Here is a 15,964-nt window from a genome sequence, read left to right as displayed (position 1 = left end):
CTAGTGACTTCCGGGCTCCACGGGCTCGGCGGAGGGACCCCGGGACAGTATCGCGACCAGGAAATCGGAATCGGCGGCCAGCGGACGCAAGTCCCACGTCGAATACGTGGCGTCCACCGCCAGCGAGGCGCGGGCGGCGTCGTCCAGGAACGCGTCGAAGTCGTAGCCGCGTCCGGCGCCGAACGCCACCACTGCGCGCCCGTCGACCGCCAAACGGGAGGCGAAGCCGGCGAGGACTTCGGGGGCCGACCCGGGGGCGAGGAACGCCATGACGTTGCCGGCGCAGACGATCAGGTCGAAGGGGCCGTGGGGATCCGCAACGGCGGGTTCGCCGGCGCGGTCCGCGGGGGAGCCGGCGCCCAGCACGGCGTTCAGCTCGGTGAGGTCGCCGACCAGCCAGCGTCCGTCGGGGTGGTCGCGTTCGGCGGCGGCGACCAGCGTGGGGTCGACGTCGACGCCCACCACCCGGTGCCCGCGCCGTGCCAGCTCCCCGCCGACGCGGCCGGGACCGCAGCCGGCGTCCAGGATGCGGCTCCCGCGGGCTGCCATCGCATCGATCAGCCGGGCTTCGCCGTGCAGGTCGGCGCCCTCGTCGCGCAGGGCCGCAAACCGGTCGATGTACCACTGGGAGTGCCCGGGATTCTCACGGACCTTGGCTTCCCACAACGTTTCCTTGCGCACGGGACCAGCGTAACGCCCCGGCGCCGGGCCGTGCGCCCCGGTAGGCTGGGGGATCGTGAAGGTACTCGTTATCGGCCCCGGTGGCCGCGAACACGCAATTGTCCGTGCGTTGCTGGCAGACCCCTACGTCTCCGAGGTGCACTGCGCGCCCGGGAACGCCGGGATCGCCGCCGACGTCCCCGTGCACGCCATCGACGCCCAGGACCCCGCGGCCGTCGTCGCGTTGGCTCGCGGGCTCGGTTCCTCCCTGGTGGTGGTGGGCCCGGAGGCCCCGCTGGCCGCGGGCGTCGCCGACGCGGTGCGGGCGGCGGATATCCCGGTGTTCGGTCCGTCCCGGGCGGCCGCGCAGCTGGAGGCCTCGAAGGCGTTCGCCAAGGAGGTCATGGCCGAGGCAGGCGTGCCCACCGCCATGGCCCGTGTCGCCGAGAACGCGGGGGAGGCCGCCGACGCGCTGGATGCCTTCGGGCCCCCCTACGTCGTGAAGGACGACGGCCTGGCCGCCGGAAAGGGCGTGGTCGTCACGAAGGACCGCGCCGAGGCGCTCGCCCACGCCCAGGCCTGTTTCGCCGCCGGCGGCACGGTGGTGATCGAGGAGTTCCTCGACGGACCGGAGGTGTCGCTGTTCGTCATCTCGGACGGCAAGCACGCCGTCCCGCTTGCTCCCGCGCAGGACTTCAAGCGCATCCACGACGGCGACGCCGGCCCGAACACCGGCGGCATGGGCGCCTACACTCCGCTTCCGTGGCTGCCGGAGGGATTCGTCGACGAGGTCATGCAACGCGTCGCGTACCCGACCATCCGTGAAATGGAGTCCCGCGGGACTCCGTTCGTGGGCGTGCTCTACTGCGGCCTGGCGATCACCGGTCGCGGCATTCGCGTCATCGAATTCAACGCGCGCTTCGGGGACCCGGAGACGCAGGCCGTCCTGGCCCGGCTCAAGACCCCGCTCGGCGGCCTGCTGATGGCCGCGTCAACGGGGTCGCTCGACGACGCCGAGACGTTGCGCTGGCGGACCGAGTCCGCCGTCGGCGTCGTCCTCGCGTCCGCGAACTACCCGGACAAGCCCGTGGTCGGGGACCCGATCTCCGGGCTCGAGGACGCCGCCGCGTTGGAGGGCGTCAGCGTCCTGCACGCCGGAACGGCAAGGAACGACGCCGGAGAGGTCGTCTCGGCGGGCGGTCGTGTCCTCGCCGTCGTCGGCCTGGGCACGGACCTGAAAGCCGCGCGGGACGCGGCCTACGCGGGGATGGACCTGATCACCCTCGAGGGTGGCCAGCACCGCGGTGACATCGCGCTCAAGGCAGCGCGGGGCGGGGCGCTCTGATGGCCGGTCTCGACACGCAGACGCGCGAGTTGCCGGGTTGGACCCACGTCTACTCCGGCAAGGTGCGCGACCTCTACGTCCCGGCCGGCTCCACGCAGGCGGACGCGGATCGCGTGCTGGTGGTCGCCAGCGACCGGATCAGTGCCTACGATTACGTGCTCTCCTCCGAGATCCCGGACAAGGGCAAGGTCCTGACGCAGCTGAGCCTGTGGTGGTTCCGCCAGCTGGAGGGGATCGCCAACCACGTGATCTCCACGGATGTTCCCGAGGCCGTCGCCGGCCGGGCGATGGTGTGCCGCAAGCTGGACATGTTCCCGATCGAATGCATCGCCCGCGGCTACCTGACCGGCACGGGCTTGCTGGAGTACCGCGAGTCCCGGACCGTGTGTTCCCTGCCGCTGCCCGAGGGCCTCGTCGACGGATCGCGCCTGCGGCCGGCGATTTTCACCCCTTCGGCCAAGGCGGAGGTGGGGGAGCACGACGAGAACATCTCCTACGCCCAAGTTCAGGAGCGCATCGGCGCCGACGCCGCCGGGGAACTGCGGCGGCTCACGCTGGCGCTCTACACACGGGCCGAGGAGATCGCCCGCGAACGCGGAGTGATCCTCGCCGACACGAAGGTGGAATTCGGGATCGACCCGGACAGCGGGAAGATCACGCTCGGCGACGAGGTCCTGACGCCGGACTCCTCGCGGTTCTGGGACGCGGAGGCCTACGCGCCGGGCCGCGCGCAGCCGTCCTTCGACAAGCAGTACGTTCGCGACTGGTTGACGGGTCCCGAGTCCGGTTGGGACAAGGCCTCCGGCCAGGAGCCGCCGGCTCTGCCCCCCGACGTCGTCCGGCGCACCCGAGCGCGCTACGTGGAGGCGTACGAACGCATCACCGGGGAGCGCTTCACGGCCTAACGCCAGGAGAGGCGCAGCCGGCGGTTCCTAGCGGTTCGCCGAGCGGATCTCGGTCGCGAGCTCGATCGCCAGCGAGGCGCGGTCCGGGGACCCCGCGGAGGCGAAGGCCGTCTGGGCGGTCGCCAGGTGCGCCAGCGCGTCCTTGCCCTTGCCGGTGGCGACGAGGCAGCGGGCCGTGAGCAGGTCGACTTCGCCCTGCAGGTGCTGCGAGAGGGCCCCGCGTTCCTCGTCCACCGGGCCGAGCTGCTCCAGCGCCTCGGTGGGTTGCCCGTTCAGGTGCAGCCAGCGGGCGCGGATCAGGCGCAGCTCCAAAGCTTCCGCCGGGTTGCCGCCGATGACGCTGAGGGCGAGTTCGGCCTTCTCGATGCACTCCAGCGTTTCCGCCTCCACCACGCCCGCGGACAGCCGCATGGAGGCGGACGCCTTGTTGAACCGGGCCCACAGTTCGATGTCGCTGGCCGGCAGCAGCCGCTGCGCCGCGAGTTGGTGGTTCGCCAGTCCGGAGGCGATGTCCTGGCGCTTGAACGCCACGTTGCCGATGGCCCAGTACGCGTTGCCGGCCGTCTGGCTCGGCGAGCCGGACGCTACCGCCTCGGAGAGCGTTTCGCAGGTCTTCCAGGCCTCGTCCAGTTGGCCCGATTCCGCCAGCGAGGCGATGAGCGAGAAGAGGCCGCCGATGTAGATGAGCGAGTCGCCGGGGAGGTCCTTCCCCAGTGCGACGGCGGTGAGCGCGTGGTCGACGGCGATGTGCAGCTTGCCCAGGCCCAGGTAGGCGTTGGCGACCAGCGTCTCGGCCCGGACCTTCAGGGCCAGCGACTCGTCCGTCAGCGGGTGCGCCAAGACCTCCTCCGCGGCGGCGCGGTATTCGTCGTGGCGGCCCTGGTCGCGGAGCGACTCGGCGCGGAGGAACATCATGTTCCACCACGCGCTGGAGTTCTTCAGGCGCAGGGCGACGGCGGCCGCCTCCGTGGCCGTGGCCTCGGCGTCGGTGTATTCGCGGGCCGTCCAGGACTGCCGCGCGCGGTGCTCCAGCAGCACGAATTCGGCCTCGTCGGCGGAGACCGGCGTGTTCCAGGACTCCATGACCTCGCGGTCGATCTCCAGCCGGCCGGACAGCTCCGTGATGATGTCCGCGGTCGGTTCGCGGCTACCGGTTTCCAGAAGGGAAATGTAACTCGTCGAGTACTTGCCCGCGCCCAGCTGCGCCTGCGTCAGCTTCTGTTTCAGACGCGCGTGGCGGAGTTTCTCTCCGAATTTGATGCCCAATGGTTCCCCCTTGATTCATGTGGATTTCCAGTCAAATCCATCTTCGCTGAAAGCCGACCCTACCAGCCCTTGACGAAACGTGTTCGGGTCAATTTACAATGAATGTGAAGTGCTTCGCCACTTGATCGACCGAAACTCTGAGCTCCAGAAGGAGAACCATGAAAAAGTTCATCGCAGCGCTTGCCGCCGCAACCGCCTTGGCCGGGGTGGGCATCATGGCCGTTGGGGACTGGCCACACGACGCGCAGGCCGTGGGGGACTGGCCGCATACGGTTCAGTCGGTGGGGGACTGGCCGCACAAGTAGGCAAACCGGATCGGTGCCAGCGGGCACCGGGCACCGGATCAACCAACGAGAACCTCCCCGGACCACGCGGTCAGGGGAGGTTCTCCGCGTCTTGCGTTACACCAGGCTCTCGCGCCACGCGGCGTGGAGGGCGGCGAACCGTCCACCTGCGGCAACGAGCGCGTCCGGGGTGCCGTCCTCGACGATGCGCCCGTCGTGCACCACCAGCACGCGGTCGGCGATCTCCACGGTGGACAGGCGGTGCGCGATGATCACGGCCGTCCTTTCCCCGAGCAGCCGGTGCAGCCCGTCCTGCACCATCCGCTCGCTGGGGATGTCCAGCGAGGACGTCGCCTCGTCGAGGATGAGCACCGCCGGATCGGCGAGGAAAGCGCGGGCGAAGGAGATGAGCTGGCGCTGTCCCGCGGACACGCGGCCGCCGCGCTTGTTGACGTCGGTGTCGTAGCCGTCGGGCAGGGCCAGGATGAATTCGTGGGCCCCGACCGCGCGGGCGGCCAGTATGATCTCCTCGCGCGACGCCTCCGGCTCCCCGAGCGCGATGTTGTCCGCGACCGATCCCGAAAACAGGAACGCCTCCTGCGTTACCATCACCACGGCGCGGCGGAGGTCGGCGTTGGAGACGTCGCGCAACTCGACGCCGTCAAGCGTCAGCGATCCGGAGCTGAGGTCGTAGAAGCGCGCGATCAGCTTGGCGAGCGTCGACTTACCCGCGCCCGTCTGCCCGACGACGGCGACCGTCTGGCCGGCGGGGATGTCCAGGCTGAACCGATGCATGACGAGCGGTCCGTCGCCGTAGCCGAACGCGGCGTCGGAGAATTCGATGTGGCCGCTCGCCGTCGCGAGCGGCACCGGCCGCTGGGGCTCGACGACTGTCGGTTCCTCCTCGAGCAGGCCCGAAACCTTCTCCAGCGCCGCCGTCGCGGCCTGCAGCGAGCTGTAGAACATGGCGATGGACTCGACGGGCTGGAAGACCCGCTTGGACGCGAGTAGCAGCGCCACCAGAGTCCCGACCGCGAGTGTGCCGTCGATGACCCGGAACCCACCCAGGAGCAGCACCGCCGCGACCGTGAGGTTGCCGATCAGCACCAGACACGGCTGCAGGATGCCGAAGAGGTTGATGGAGCGGATCGAGTTGTCCCGGTACTCCTGGGCCACCGTGGTGTAGGCGGCGTCGTTGGCCGGCTCGCGGCGGAAGGCCTTGACGGCGCGGATGCCCGTCATGGTCTCCACGAACGACGTGATGAGCCTTGCCGACACGACACGCGACTCCCGGTAGACGAGCTCCGAACGCCGTTGGTACCAGTTGAAGATGACGGAGATCGGCACGGCGGCGCAGAGCACCACGATTCCGCTGCGCCAGTCCAACAGGAACACGCTCGCGGCGGTGAAGACGACGAAGACGATCCCGGATACGAGTTGGGACACCCCCTGGTCCAACAGCTCGCGCAGTGTTTCGAGGTCCGAGGTCTGGCGCGAGATGATCCTGCCGGACGTGTACTTTTCGTGGAACTCGAGACTGAGCCGCTGCGTATGCCGGAATACGCGCAGGCGCAGGTCCAGCAGCATCGCCTGGCTGACCTTGGCCGTGCAGAGGTTGTACCAGCCCAGCAGGACGCCCGCGAGCACGGCCGAGACCAGGTACATCCCGCCCGTGACGCCCAGGGCCAGGGGACGGTCCGCGAGAAGTTCGGGCAGCGCCCAGTTGATGGCCCAGGCGATGATGATGGGGAACGAGGCACGGGCCGCGTTGGACACGACGACCAGGGCGACCGTCAGGACCAGCATCCGGCGCAGGGGCGAGGCAAGGAGCCTCAGCAGGGCCCACGAACGGGACCGCACGCGCAGGCGGTCCGTCTTGTCCAAGTCGATCCGGTCCTCGTTGGCGACGCCGACGGGCTTGCTCATCGGGAGGCCTCCTCTTCGTCGCTGTCGATGGATTCGTCGAGCACGTCCTCGACGGTGGGCGGTTCGTCGAGGCTCGCGATGACGTACCTGTAGTGGTCGCTGCGATCGAGGAGTTCCGAGTGGGTTCCGACGTCGAGGATCCGGCCGTTCTCCAGCAGGGCGACCCGGTCCGCCAGCATCACCGTGGAGGGTCGGTGGGCGACGATGAGCGTCGTGGTGCCCGCCAGGACCAACCGCAGGGCCTCGGTCACCTTCTCCTCCGTGCGTACGTCCAGGGCGGAGAGCGGATCATCGAGCACGAGGACCAGCGGGCGGGAAGCAATCGCCCGCGCCAGGGCGATGCGTTGGCGTTGGCCGCCCGAGAGGGAGAGTCCCTCCTCGCCGATGACGGTTTCGACGCCCAGGGGCAGGTCGCGGGTGAATCCCGCCTGAGCGACGTCGATGGCCTCCGCCAGCGCCTCGTCCGCGGTCTGTCCCGGGACGGGGCGCGCGCCCAGGAGGACGTTGTCCCGGATCGATGCCGAAAAGAGCGTGGTGTCCTCGAAGGCGACGGAGACGGCGGTCCGCAGGACGTCGAGGTCGTAGTCCCGCACGTCGACGTCGTCGATCTCCACCGAGCCGGCGGTGGCATCGTAGAGCCGCGGAACGAGCTGCAGGAGCGTCGATTTGCCGCTTCCGGTGGCGCCCACCAGGGCCATGGTTTCGCCGGGGCGGATCTCGAGGTCGATGCCAGCCAGAACGGGAGCCGTGCCCGGTTTCGCGTCCGGGTACCTGAATTCGACCCCGCTAAGCCGAACATGCCCACGCGGGTTCCGCGGCGTGGTGGGCCGCGCGGGGGCAACGATGTCGCTCCGGGTGTCGATGACCTCGAAGTGCCGGTCCAACGCGGTCTTGGTGGTCAGGGTCATGCCCAGCAGCATGCCGATGCCTTCGACCGGCTGGGCGAGGACCGCGGCCGTGGCGAAGAACGCCACGAGTTCCCCGACCGACAGCTGATCCTGGGCCGTCAGCCAGATCCCGACTAACAACCCGGCCCCGAGCGTCAGCTCCGGAACGGACACCACGAACATGAGGAAGCCGGAGAGCGAGCGGGCCTTCCGGATTTCCGTGTCCCGAAGCCGTTGGGCCTGGGTGCTGAACCCCTCGAGGGACTGCCTGCCGCGGCCGAAGGCCTTGATCACGCGGATGCCGTGCACGGATTCCTCGACGGCGGTCGCCAGATCTCCCGCCTGGTCCTGGCTGAGGCGGCTGGCGTCCCGGAACACGTTGCGGAAGTGGAAGGCCCGGATGGTGATGGGGAGGGCCCCGGCAAGGTAGATCAACCCCAGAAGCCAGTGGCTGCTGAACATCAGCGCCACGCCCACGACCACCGTGACGGTCGCGACGACCAGCATGATGGAGCCGAACGCGAGCCAGCGCCGCAGGAGGCTGAGATCCGCCATCGAGCGGGACAGGAGCTGGCCGGAACCCCACTTGTCGTGGAAGGAGACGGGCAGCTGCTGCAGGTGCCGGAAGAACCCGATGCGCAGCGACGATTCGATCCGGGCCGCCGGAGTGATGACGAAGACCCGCCTAAGGAAAAGCAGGCCCGCCTCCAGCAGTCCCAGTCCCGTGACGACCAGCGCGCTGATCCACACGGCACGTCCGGAGCCGCCGCTGTGCAGCACCGAGTTCACGAGTTCACGGAGGACCTGTGGGATGGCTAGGGCGACCAGTCCCGCGGTGAGGGCGCAGAGGAATCCCAGGACCAGGCGCGGCAGTATCGGTTTCAGCTGCGGTCCCAACCGGCGAAAGGTACTCAAGAGCGAAGACTGGCTGGAGTGGGCGGCATGGCCCACCTGGTGTTGCACCACGAGTGGCATCCCCGATTCGTCTTATTTGCCTGCAGCAATCATTTCAAGATTACCCCGACTGGTTGACGTTCATCAATCGACGTGCGGGGCGCAGGAACGGGGCGGGGAACTAGGCCCGGGATTCGCGCGCAGTCAGCGTCACGATGACGGCCTCGGGCGGGCAGGCGACGCGCACCGGCGCGAACCGCGAGGTTCCGATCCCGGCGGAGACGTTCAGGGGGACCGAACGTCCGTCGAACTCCCACCGCGTCAGGCCGCGCGCACGCCAAGTCGGCAGGTCGCAATTGCTGACCAGCGCGCCATAGCCGGGTATGCAGACCTGGCCCCCGTGCGTGTGTCCGGCGAAGATGATATCCGCGCCGTCCGCGGTGAACGTGTCGAGGACCCGTTGGTACGGGGCGTGCGCGAGCGCGATGCGCACGTGCGGCGCCAGCGCGGAGGTGGCCGACCCATGGGGCCACCCGGCATAGCTGTCGAGTTCGAGGTGCGGGTCGTCGACGCCGGAGAAGTCCAGCCGGAGGGGCCCCCATGGAAGGGACAGGTTGCGGTTGGCGAGGTTCAGCCACCCGGCGGCGCCGAACGCGGCATGCATGTCCCGCCACGGCAGTTCGATGTTCGGGTTGTCCGACGGCGGCTTGGACGGGCCACGCAGGTAGCGCAAGGGATTCTTCGGGCGGGGGGCGAAATAGCAGTTCGAACCCGGAACGTAGACGCCGGGGAACTTCATCAGGGGCTCTAGGGCCTCGAGCAGGGGTGCCACGGCGGTCCGGTGGCTGAGGTTGTCCCCGGTGTTGACCACCAGATCCGGCTCCATGTCGGCCAGGGAGCGGAGCCAGCGGCGTTTTGCCTCCTGGCCCGGCACCATGTGGATGTCGGAGAGGTGGAGCACGCGCAGGTCCGACATCCCCGGGGGGAGGACAGCGACGGATTCGTGGCGGACTCCGAAGCGGTTGCGCTCCAGCAAGCCGTAGCCGGCGACGAGACCGCCTGCGGCGGCCGCCGCTCCGGCTCCCCATGCGGCCCGTTGAGCCAGGGCGCCCACGTACGATCCGATCTCCCGCGCGGCCGGCATGCTAGTTGTCCTCGCCGTCCTGGCGGGGCGGTTCGGGCGTCGATCCCTGTCCGCCGTTGCCGTTGCCGCGGCCGTTGCCCGGTCCGGAATTGTCGTCCGCCGGAGCGGAGGCCTCGGCCGGTGCGGTGGCTGCGGTCGGAGCGGAGGTCTCGACCGGGGCGGCAGCCTCCCTGTTGTCCTCCTCGGCGTCGCCGGCGTCGTCGTTCCGGTTGTCGTTTCGCTCGTTGTTCTGGTCGTTGTTTTCCGGTGCCGGCGCGGGTGCCGGGGCGGACGGGCGGGAATCCGGGGTCCCGAAGTCCTCGCCGGGGTAGTACTGCGAAACGTCCTGCATGTAGGCGAGCCACATGGGGGAGGCGAACGTCGCTGAGTCCGCGTAGTCGTAGATCTCGCCGTTGATGCGTTCGCCGAAGATGGCCTTGTTGCCGGTGTTGCGGCCCACCCATGCGGCCGTGGAGACGCCGGTGCTGTAGCCGACGAACCAGGTGGACGATGCCCCGTTGTTGGTGCCGGTCTTGCCGGCGATCGGCATGTCCATGGTTCCCTTGGCGATGCGTTCACCGGCGATCTTGGACAGCGTTCCGTTGAGGTTGGCCACGACCTGCGGGTCGATCTCCTGCGAGCAGGCCTCGGCCGGAACCTTGTAGCTGTTGCCGGCGGCGTCGGAGACCGACGTCAGGGCGCGGGGGGCGCACCATTCGCCCTTGTTGGCGAAGGCCGCGAACGCGGCGGCTTGGGCCAGCGGCGTCACGCTGGTGGTGCCGAGCACGAAGGCGGGGGTCGGCGTCTGGGTCTCGCCGGTCCGGCCGTCGACCAGGCGCAGCCGCTCTGTCGCGTCGACGATGTCGCACAGGTCCAGTTGCGCGGCCTGGGCGACGGTCGCCGTGTTGATGGACCAGTACAGTCCGTAGTCGACGGACATGGTCCGCTTGAAGCCGTCGGTGGCGTTGTTGACCTCCCACTGGCCGTCGTCCGTCACCGCCCGCGTGTATCCCTTGGGCAGGCACGAGGCCTGCCAGCGATAGTCGTCCGGGTAGGAATCGCGCCGGGCGTCGACGTTGTCCCACATGTTCTTGCCGGACTCGAGCCACGCCAACGTGGTGAACGGCTTCATGGTCGAGCCGCCCTGGAAACCGCCGGAGCCGCCCATGCCGGACTCGACGTTGAAGTTGTATTCGGTGTATTGCGTCCCGTCCTGCGGACCGTAGGTCTTGTTCTGCGCCATGGCCAGGATCTGTCCCGTGCCGGGTTGCACGGAAACGATGGACGTCCCGAGGTTGGATTTGTCCTTGCCCGGGATCGCGGCGGACGTTTCCTTTTCGGCTTCCTTCTGGAGGCGCGGATCGAGGGTGGTCTTGATGGTGAGGCCGCCGCGGTACAGCAAGGCCGTGCGATCCTCGGGGGTCTTGCCGTAAGCCGGGTCGGAAAGCACCAGATGCGTCACGTAGTCGCAGAAGTACGCGGCGCTATTGGCTGAGATGCAGCCGGACTTGAGCTGCTTCTCCTTGAGGTTCAGGCCCGATTTGACGGCTTCCCGGTACTCCGCGTCGGTAATGGCTCCGGTCTTTTTCATCGCACCGAGGACCACGTTGCGGCGTTTGGTGCTGGCCTCGGGGTTGGTGCTGGGGTTGAACACGTTCGGCAGCTGGACCATGCCGGCCAGCATCGCCGACTGCTGGATGTCCAGCTCGGACGCCGGCACCGAGTAGAAGCGCTGCGCCGCGGCTTCCACGCCGTAGGTGGTTCCGGAGAAAAGCACGATATTGAGGTAGCCCTGGAGGATCTCCTCCTTGCTGAACTCCTTCTCGACGGCGATGGCGAGCTTGGCTTCCCGGAGCTTGTCGCCGATGGACTTGGAGCCGGAGATGGTCAGGTCGCTCTTGTCCACCCCGCGGAGGCTGTCGGCGTTGATCAGGGTGTTGTTCACATACTGCTGGGTCAGCGTCGACGCGCCCTGCTGCGTGGAACTGGTCAGGTTGTGCATGGCGGCCCGGGTAATGCCCCGCATGTCGACGCCGTTGTGTTGGAAGAAACGTTCGTCCTCAATCGAGACGATGGCGTTCCGCATGTTCTCCGAGACCTTGTCCAGCGTCACGGGAACGCGGTTCTCGGCATAGAACGAGGCGATGGTCGAGCCGTCCTTCGCCTGGATTCGGGAGGGCACCGACAGCGGCTCCTCCCTCAGCTCCGCCGGCAGCGCCTCGAAGAATTCGATGCCCGCCGTGGCGCTCGAGCCGGCGAAAGCGGCCGCGGGGACCAAGAGCCCGGCGGCGAGGACGCCACAGACGGAACTCACCCCGAAGAAGGCGACGATCTTGCCCAGGGTGGTTGCTGTATCAAAAAAGGGTGACTTTCGACCTGCCATGCACACCAGTTTAGCCGGAGCGGATAGCCTATCGGTTATGACCAAATGGGAGTACGCCACCTTACCGCTCATCATCCACGCCACGAAGCAGATTCTCGACCAATGGGGCGAGGACGGCTGGGAGCTTGTCACCGTCATTTCCGGCCCCGACGGCAACGCGCCCGTGGCCTATCTCAAGCGTCCCAAGTCCTAGCCGCACAGATACCGGAGAAACCGTGGATAACCAGCCAACATCAGCAGTAGAGCGTCGCCTCGCGGAACTCGGGATCGACCTGCCGCCGGTGGCCGCACCGGTGGCCGCATACGTCCCGGCCGTCGTCTCGGGCAACCACGTTTACACTTCGGGACAGCTGCCGTTTATTAACGGCGAACTCCCAGCAACCGGAAAGGTCGGCGCGGGTGTTGCCGCCGAGGACGCCGCGGCGCTGGCGGCCACCTGCGCCGTCAATGCGCTGGCAGCCGTCAAGAGCGTCATCGGCGATCTCGATCGGGTAACCCGGATCGTCAAGGTCGTGGGCTTCGTCGCCTCGGATCCGGCCTTCACCGGACAGCCGGGCGTCATCAACGGCGCGTCGGAGCTCCTGGGCAAGGTCTTCGGCGACGCCGGCGTCCACTCCCGCTCCGCCGTCGGCGTGGCCGTTCTCCCGTTGGATTCCCCCGTCGAGGTTGAACTGGTTGCCGAATTCAGCTGACGCCGGACGCCCCGTGGCGGGACAGCGCCGTCGGCTCTTCCCGGTGCCGCCGGGGCAGCTAGGCGCCGCCGAGAGTTGGGTCGCCTACGGCGAACGCACCCCGCGCGGCGCCCGGCGGGCCTCGTCGGTCGTCCTGGTGCGGGATAGCCCCCGCGGCACCGAGACGTACCTCGGATACCGGCCGGGGGGCTCCCCGCTGGGAGCCGTCGCCTTTCCCGGCGGAAGCGTCGAGCCCGGCGACGAGGACGCGGTGCAGTGGTTCGGACCCGACGTCGGCTTCTGGGCCAGACGCCTGGGCATCCTCGACCACCGGCTGGTCCGCAGCCACCTGATGTGCGCGGTGCGGGAACTCTTCGAGGAAACCGGCGTGCTGCTGGCCGGGGCGGACGAGCTCTCCATCGTGGAGAACTGCTCCACCCAGGAGTGGATGGACGTGCGCGAGGCGGTGGCGGTGCAGGACAAGTCCTTCACCAGCGTGCTGGCCAAGCGCGGGCTCGGCCTCCGCACCGACCTGTTGCGTCCGCTGTCCCACTGGGTGAGTCCCGACTTCGCGCACCGACGGTTCGACACGTGGTACTTCGCCGCGGCGGTCCCGGTGAACCAGCGGGTCAGCCTCCTGCGCGGGAAGGGCCGGTGGGCCGAGTGGATGCCTGCGGCGGAGGTGCTCGCGGGTCGCGACGCGACGACGCTCGGAGACAGGGTCGGCCAGCCGGACACCGTCGGACTCACCCTGAGCGAGCTGACGACTCCCGCCGTCGAATGCATCCTCGAGAAGCTCGCCACCACCCGGGGCACTGTCGCCTACCTGTCCCACCGGCGCGAACTGAAATACCACCACCCGTCGCTCCTCGAGGCCGACGACGGAAAGTTCCTGGACGTCACGGTCGACACCGCCGCCGAGGGCGGGGCGACCCCGCGCGGCCGGTAGGGCCGGCGGGACGGCGCCGCCCAACTGACGGAAAACGACGGCGCCGCACCCCCGGAAGGGTGCGGCGCCGTCGTGCTGGGCCAGCGGGGCCGTTTCCGGCCTAGCGGGAACGCTGGCGAAGGCGCTGGATGTCGAGGATCACCACGGCACGCGCCTCAAGGCGCAGCCACCCGCGCTGCACGAACTCGGCCAGCGCCTTGTTCACGGTTTCACGGGACGCGCCGACCAGTTGTGCCAGCTCCTCCTGCGTGAGCTCGTGTGCCACGAGGATGCCGTCCGTCGCCGGGCGTCCGAAACGGTCGGCGAGGTCCAGCAGTGCCTTGGCCACGCGTCCGGGAACGTCGGAGAACACCAGGTCGGCCAGGGATTCGTTGGTGCGGCGCAGGCGCCTCGCCAACGCCTGCAGCAGCTGCACGGACACCTCGGGGCTGGACTGAATGACCTTGCGCAGGTTCTCGTGGCGCAGTCCGGCGAGCCGCGTCTCTGAAACGGCGGTCGCCGTGGCGTTGCGCGGGCTCGGATCGAACAGCGCCATCTCGCCGAAAAGCTCGCCCGGGCCGAGCACGGCCAAGAGGTTCTCGCGGCCGTCCGGGGCGGTGCGCCCCAGCTTGATCTTGCCGGAGACGATGAAGTACAGCTGGTCCCCCTGATCGCCCTCGCGGAAGACGGACGCCCCGCGGGACAAGTCGACCTCGGTCAGTTCCTCGGTCAGTGCCGAGAACACCTCGTCGCCCAACGTCGTGAAAAGTGGGGCCCGGCGAAGTACCTCGATGTCCATGAAATCTCCTGTCAAGTGTCGTTGGCGCTTTTACTTATTGTGCCGTAGTCAGAGGTCATGTGACACCTTCCACACGGTGAACGGCGGGTTTTGTGCGATCGGGGCGGGGCGGGGAAGGCGTTTCCGCATAGACTGAAGCCGTGGCGACCGCGCCGGCACGTGACCGGCCGGAGGGAAATCGCGGCCGCGGCGGGTTTGGAGTCTGAGCGTGTTTTACGGGATCAGTGGGTTGGATATCCTCCTGGCGGTGTCCCTCGTGACCTTCTTCGTCTCCGGCCTCCGCAAGGGGTTTTTCGTCACGCTCGGCGGCATCGCGGGACTGCTTGCCGGGGGCGTGGCCACCTTCTTCGCCATTCCGCTGGTATCCGGTTGGGTCCCGGAGACGGGCTGGCGGCTGTTCTGGGTCGTCACCACCGCCGTCGTCCTCATGTTGATGGGCCAGGGAATAGGCGTCGCCATCGGCGCGCGCATCCGCCTCGGCCTCAACTTCCAGGTCCTCAGATCCTTCGACCGCCTTCTGGGCGGCATCGCCAACGCGGCCGTCGCGGCGCTCGTGGTCTCCGCCATCGCCTTTTCCGCGGCCACGATGGGCGTGTCGGTGCTGTCCCAGGCAATCGCCTCGTCCGGCGTGATCCGTAGCATCCGCACGTGGACGCCGGATCCGGTCGCCGCACTGATGGCCCAGGCCCGTTCCACTGTCATGGGACAGACCATCCCCGAACTGCTCGAGCCCTTCGCGCCGACGGACCGGGACGTCGCCCCGGAGGCGGCCCCCGATTCCGCCGCGCTGGAGTCAGCCGGTGATTCCGTCGTGAAGATCACCGGCACGGCTTTCGCCTGCGGTGTCAACCAGACCGGCACGGGTTTCGCCGCGGCCGACAACCGGGTCGTGACCAACGCCCACGTCGTCTCGGGCATCAGCGAGCCCGTCGTCAACACGCGTGACGGCCGCGCGCTCCCGGCCCGGGTCGTCTACTTCGACTCCGTCGCGGACCTTGCGGTGCTGGCGGTGGACGAGCTGGAACTGAACCCGATCCCGGTCGGCGAGGACCTGTCCACGGGCGACACGGGCGCGTTCCTCGGCTATCCGGCCGGTGGGCCCTTCAGCAGCCAGGGCGCCACCGTCCAGTCGCTGCGCGAGGTCATGGTCCACAACATCTACGGCGCGGATCCCTCGCCGCTGGAGATCTACCAGCTGGGCGCCGACGTCGAACAGGGCAACTCGGGCGGTCCGCTGCTGGACGAGGACGGCGGGCTGTCCGGCGTCGTCTTCGCCAAGGCGAAGGGCGACCTCGACGTGGGCTACGCGCTGTCGCTGACCGAGGTCGAACCCGTGGTCGACGGCGCGGCCGGCTACATCGACACGGTTTCCACCGGGGCGTGCTCTAGCAGCTAGCGGCAAGGTGGGCGATGGCCAGCCGGTAGCCGTTGGTGCCCGCACCCACGATGACGGCGGCGGCGACCGGAGAGATGTAGGAGTGGTGGCGGAAGGCCTCGCGCTTGTGCACGTTGGAGATGTGCACCTCCACGACCGGCAGCTCGACGCCGGAAACCGCGTCGGCGAGCGCGATCGAGGTGTGTGTGAACGCGCCAGGGTTGAAGACGACGCCGGCGACCTGGCCGCGCGCGGCGTGGAGCGCGTCGATGAGCACGCCCTCGTGGTTGGACTGCAGGAAGTCGATCGCGAACCCCGCGTCCGCGGCTGACGCCCGGCACAGGTCCTCGACGTCGGCGAGCGTCTGGTGCCCGTAAACCTCCGGCTCGCGCGTGCCAAGCAGGTTGAGGTTGGGCCCGTTGAGGACCAGGAGTTTGCGGGGAGCGGCGTTGGCTTCAGTCATGCCCCCATTAAACCCCGGGAGGGCCCCGCACCATGGTGCCGGGGCCCTCCCGGGG

General features: G+C 68.7%; 15 protein-coding genes. 7 read left to right on the top strand and 8 right to left on the bottom strand.

What is annotated here, in order from left to right:
* Window positions 1–681, bottom strand: coding sequence for a class I SAM-dependent methyltransferase (locus tag ACHAAJ_RS06920; protein ID WP_435727262.1), 681 nt, complete (start codon window positions 679–681; stop codon window positions 1–3).
* A gap of 55 nt (window positions 682–736) precedes the next feature.
* Between ACHAAJ_RS06920 and purD the strand changes: the two genes are divergently transcribed.
* Window positions 737–2,005 carry a phosphoribosylamine--glycine ligase gene (gene purD / locus ACHAAJ_RS06915; RefSeq protein ID WP_435727261.1) on the top strand — a complete coding sequence of 423 codons (1,269 nt, stop codon included), beginning with the start codon at window positions 737–739 and terminating at the stop codon, window positions 2,003–2,005.
* A complete protein-coding gene (locus ACHAAJ_RS06910) occupies window positions 2,005–2,910 on the top strand; it encodes a phosphoribosylaminoimidazolesuccinocarboxamide synthase (protein WP_435727260.1) in 906 nt (301 codons plus the stop codon). The genes purD and ACHAAJ_RS06910 overlap by 1 nt, the downstream gene beginning before the upstream one ends.
* 27 nt (window positions 2,911–2,937) lie before the next feature.
* Here ACHAAJ_RS06910 and ACHAAJ_RS06905 read toward each other — a convergent pair whose 3' ends face one another.
* Window positions 2,938–4,176, bottom strand: a complete 1,239-nt coding sequence (locus ACHAAJ_RS06905) for a helix-turn-helix domain-containing protein (protein WP_435727259.1) — start codon at window positions 4,174–4,176, stop codon at window positions 2,938–2,940.
* A 158-nt stretch (window positions 4,177–4,334) separates the two neighbouring features.
* Here ACHAAJ_RS06905 and ACHAAJ_RS06900 point away from each other — a divergent pair, with 158 nt between their 5' ends.
* Window positions 4,335–4,481 carry a hypothetical protein gene (locus ACHAAJ_RS06900; protein WP_435727258.1) on the top strand — a complete coding sequence of 49 codons (147 nt, stop codon included), beginning with the start codon at window positions 4,335–4,337 and terminating at the stop codon, window positions 4,479–4,481.
* Window positions 4,482–4,577: 96 nt separating this feature from the next.
* Here ACHAAJ_RS06900 and ACHAAJ_RS06895 read toward each other — a convergent pair whose 3' ends face one another.
* From ACHAAJ_RS06895 to ACHAAJ_RS06880, 4 genes are all read right to left on the bottom strand, one after another.
* The gene (locus tag ACHAAJ_RS06895; RefSeq protein WP_435727257.1) at window positions 4,578–6,386 is read right to left on the bottom strand and encodes an ABC transporter ATP-binding protein; all 1,809 of its coding nucleotides are present in this window, start codon (window positions 6,384–6,386) and stop codon (window positions 4,578–4,580) included.
* Entirely contained in the window at window positions 6,383–8,248 is a 1,866-nt protein-coding gene (locus tag ACHAAJ_RS06890) for an ABC transporter ATP-binding protein (RefSeq protein WP_435727256.1), read from the bottom strand. Before ACHAAJ_RS06890 ends, ACHAAJ_RS06895 begins: the two co-directional genes overlap by 4 nt.
* Before the next feature lie 100 nt (window positions 8,249–8,348).
* Window positions 8,349–9,311 carry a metallophosphoesterase gene (locus tag ACHAAJ_RS06885; protein WP_435727255.1) on the bottom strand — a complete coding sequence of 321 codons (963 nt, stop codon included), beginning with the start codon at window positions 9,309–9,311 and terminating at the stop codon, window positions 8,349–8,351.
* 1 nt (window position 9,312) lies between these two features.
* Complete coding sequence (locus ACHAAJ_RS06880; RefSeq protein ID WP_435727254.1) at window positions 9,313–11,673, bottom strand: transglycosylase domain-containing protein; 2,361 nt, start codon at window positions 11,671–11,673, stop codon at window positions 9,313–9,315.
* Between the two features lie 37 nt (window positions 11,674–11,710).
* Between ACHAAJ_RS06880 and sp36 the strand changes: the two genes are divergently transcribed.
* From sp36 to ACHAAJ_RS06865, 3 genes are read left to right on the top strand one after another with little or no spacing between them, the layout of a single operon-like run.
* On the top strand, window positions 11,711–11,866 hold the full coding sequence (gene sp36 / locus ACHAAJ_RS06875; RefSeq protein ID WP_435727253.1) for a Sp36 family protein: 156 nt from the start codon (window positions 11,711–11,713) through the stop codon (window positions 11,864–11,866).
* Between the two features lie 22 nt (window positions 11,867–11,888).
* Window positions 11,889–12,365, top strand: coding sequence for a RidA family protein (locus tag ACHAAJ_RS06870; RefSeq protein ID WP_435727252.1), 477 nt, complete (start codon window positions 11,889–11,891; stop codon window positions 12,363–12,365).
* Complete coding sequence (locus ACHAAJ_RS06865; protein ID WP_435727251.1) at window positions 12,349–13,293, top strand: NUDIX hydrolase; 945 nt, start codon at window positions 12,349–12,351, stop codon at window positions 13,291–13,293. The genes ACHAAJ_RS06870 and ACHAAJ_RS06865 overlap by 17 nt, the downstream gene beginning before the upstream one ends.
* Window positions 13,294–13,393: 100 nt before the next feature.
* On the opposite strand, the gene ACHAAJ_RS06860 is transcribed toward ACHAAJ_RS06865, so the two are convergent.
* Complete coding sequence (locus ACHAAJ_RS06860; RefSeq protein ID WP_435727250.1) at window positions 13,394–14,071, bottom strand: Crp/Fnr family transcriptional regulator; 678 nt, start codon at window positions 14,069–14,071, stop codon at window positions 13,394–13,396.
* A gap of 208 nt (window positions 14,072–14,279) precedes the next feature.
* On the opposite strand from ACHAAJ_RS06860, the gene ACHAAJ_RS06855 reads away from it, so the two are divergent.
* Entirely contained in the window at window positions 14,280–15,467 is a 1,188-nt protein-coding gene (locus ACHAAJ_RS06855; protein WP_435727249.1) for a MarP family serine protease, read from the top strand.
* Here ACHAAJ_RS06855 and aroQ read toward each other — a convergent pair.
* Complete coding sequence (gene aroQ / locus ACHAAJ_RS06850) at window positions 15,457–15,909, bottom strand: type II 3-dehydroquinate dehydratase (protein WP_435727248.1); 453 nt, start codon at window positions 15,907–15,909, stop codon at window positions 15,457–15,459. The two genes, ACHAAJ_RS06855 and aroQ, sit on opposite strands and share 11 nt — an antisense overlap.
* Window positions 15,910–15,964: the final 55 nt, after the last annotated feature.

The organism is Arthrobacter arnarulunnguaqae (assembly GCF_051262515.1).
GTDB lineage: Bacteria > Actinomycetota > Actinomycetes > Actinomycetales > Micrococcaceae > Arthrobacter_N.
Note: the sequence above shows the minus strand (reverse complement) of the source record. Positions and strands in the feature narration are given on the sequence as shown.

Bases quoted from the DNA above. Each gene is read 5' to 3' on its own strand.
- ACHAAJ_RS06910 (WP_435727260.1), top strand. From the start codon at position 2,005: ATGGCCGGTCTCGACACGCAGACGCGCGAGTTGCCGGGTTGGACCCAC.
- ACHAAJ_RS06900 (WP_435727258.1), top strand. From the start codon at position 4,335: ATGAAAAAGTTCATCGCAGCGCTTGCCGCCGCAACCGCCTTGGCCGGG.
- ACHAAJ_RS06895 (WP_435727257.1), bottom strand. From the start codon at position 6,386: ATGAGCAAGCCCGTCGGCGTCGCCAACGAGGACCGGATCGACTTGGAC.
- ACHAAJ_RS06890 (WP_435727256.1), bottom strand. From the start codon at position 8,248: ATGCCACTCGTGGTGCAACACCAGGTGGGCCATGCCGCCCACTCCAGC.
- ACHAAJ_RS06885 (WP_435727255.1), bottom strand. From the start codon at position 9,311: ATGCCGGCCGCGCGGGAGATCGGATCGTACGTGGGCGCCCTGGCTCAA.
- ACHAAJ_RS06880 (WP_435727254.1), bottom strand. From the start codon at position 11,673: ATGGCAGGTCGAAAGTCACCCTTTTTTGATACAGCAACCACCCTGGGC.
- sp36 (WP_435727253.1), top strand. From the start codon at position 11,711: ATGACCAAATGGGAGTACGCCACCTTACCGCTCATCATCCACGCCACG.
- ACHAAJ_RS06860 (WP_435727250.1), bottom strand. From the start codon at position 14,071: ATGGACATCGAGGTACTTCGCCGGGCCCCACTTTTCACGACGTTGGGC.
- aroQ (WP_435727248.1), bottom strand. From the start codon at position 15,909: ATGACTGAAGCCAACGCCGCTCCCCGCAAACTCCTGGTCCTCAACGGG.